The organism is Actinomycetota bacterium, assembly GCA_005774595.1.
In the GTDB taxonomy this organism is placed as follows: Bacteria; Actinomycetota; Coriobacteriia; order Anaerosomatales; family D1FN1-002; genus D1FN1-002.
On sequence record VAUM01000375.1, the window covers coordinates 1 to 1657 of the forward strand.

Here is a 1657-nt window from a genome sequence, read left to right on the forward strand (position 1 = left end):
CCACGGTGCTCGCACCCTGCGCGGCGCCGAACGAGGTTCCCGAGATGGTGACCGCGGTGCCCAGCTCCGCCGGGTTCGGCGCGACGGCGCTGACCACCGGCGCCGGGACCGCCGTGAACGCGACGGCGTTCGAGGCGATGCCGCCGACGGTCACGACGACCGGGCCGTTGCCCGGAACGAGACAGGTGATCGCGGAGTCCGACCAGCCCGTGACAGACGCGGTCACGCCGTTGAACGAGACGCTCGAGGCACCCTGCGCCGCACCGAAGGCCGAGCCCGTGACGGTGACCGCGGTGCCGATGCGCGCGGGTGACGGCGTGACGCCCGAGACGACCGGCGCGTTGAGCGCCGTGAATGCGGCCGCGTTCGAGGCGATGCCGTCGCACGTCACCACGACAGGTCCGTTGCCCGGCGCGATCGCGGTGATCGTGGTGTCGGACCAGCTCGTGACGGATGCGGCGATGCCATTGAACGCCACGGTGCTCGCGCCCTGCGCGGCGCCGAAGCTGGTCCCGGAGACCGTGACCTCCGTGCCGACCGCGGCGGGATTCGGCGCGACGAGGGTGACTGCCGGCGCCGGGACCGCGGTGAACGCGACCGCGTTCGACGCGTGCCCGCCGACCGTGACCACGACCGGGCCGTTGCCGGGCACCGTACACGCGATCGCGGTGTCGGACCACGAGACGACGGACGCCGTGGCCCCGTTGAAGGCGACCGTCGAGGCGCCCTGCGTCGGGCCGAACCCGGTCCCCGATACCGTGACCGAGGTGCCCACGCGCGCCGGCGACGGAGAGACGCCCGAGACGACGGGCGAGACGTAGCTCGAGAACGCTGCGGCGTTCGATGCGATGCCGTCGCAGGTGACCACGACGGGCCCGTCACCCGGGGCATCGACCGTGACGGCGGTGTCGGCCCAGACGACCACGGTCGCCGGCACGCCGTTGAAGGTGACCGTCGACAGGCCCTGCACGGCGCCGAAGTCCGTGCCGCTGATCGTCACGGCGGCGCCGACCTCGGCCGGATTCGGCGAGACGAGCGTGATGGCCGGCGCCGGGACCGCGGTGAACGCGACCGCGTTCGACGCGTGCCCGGCGACCGTGACCACGACCGGGCCGTTGCCCGGCACGGTGCAGGTGATGGCGGTGTCCGACCAGCTCGTGACCGAGGCGGCCGCACCGTTGAACGTCACGGTGCTCCCGCCCTGGGTCGCGCCGAAGCCCGTGCCCGAGACGGTGACCGCGGTGCCCGTGCGCGCCGGCGAGGGCGTGACGGCGGAGATCACCGGCACGACATACGAGGTGAACGTCGCCGCGTTGGACGAGATGCCGCCGACCGACACCACGACCGGGCCGTCGCCCGGCGCGATCGCCGTGATCGACGTGTTCGACCACGACGCCACGGAGGCCGGCGTCCCGTTGAACGTCACGGTGTTCGCGCCCTGCGTCGCGCCGAAGTAGTCGCCGGTGATGGTCACGGGCGTGCCGACCGCGGCGTAGCTCGTCGAGAGTGATGAGATGGAGGGCGGCGCGGTCGGCGTGAACGCCACGCCGTTCGAGACGAGCCCGCCTCGGTCGACCGTGACGTTCCCGGCGGCGCACGACGGCACGGTGACGGTGATCGTCGTGTCGGACCACGACACCGCCGCACCCGCGCTCGT

1 protein-coding gene is annotated in these 1657 nt (G+C 73.2%); it reads right to left on the bottom strand.

Translation table 11 applies throughout. The features are described from left to right. Positions 1 to 1657: hypothetical protein (locus FDZ70_10235; protein TLM67182.1), on the bottom strand; the 1657-nt coding region annotated here is incomplete at both ends.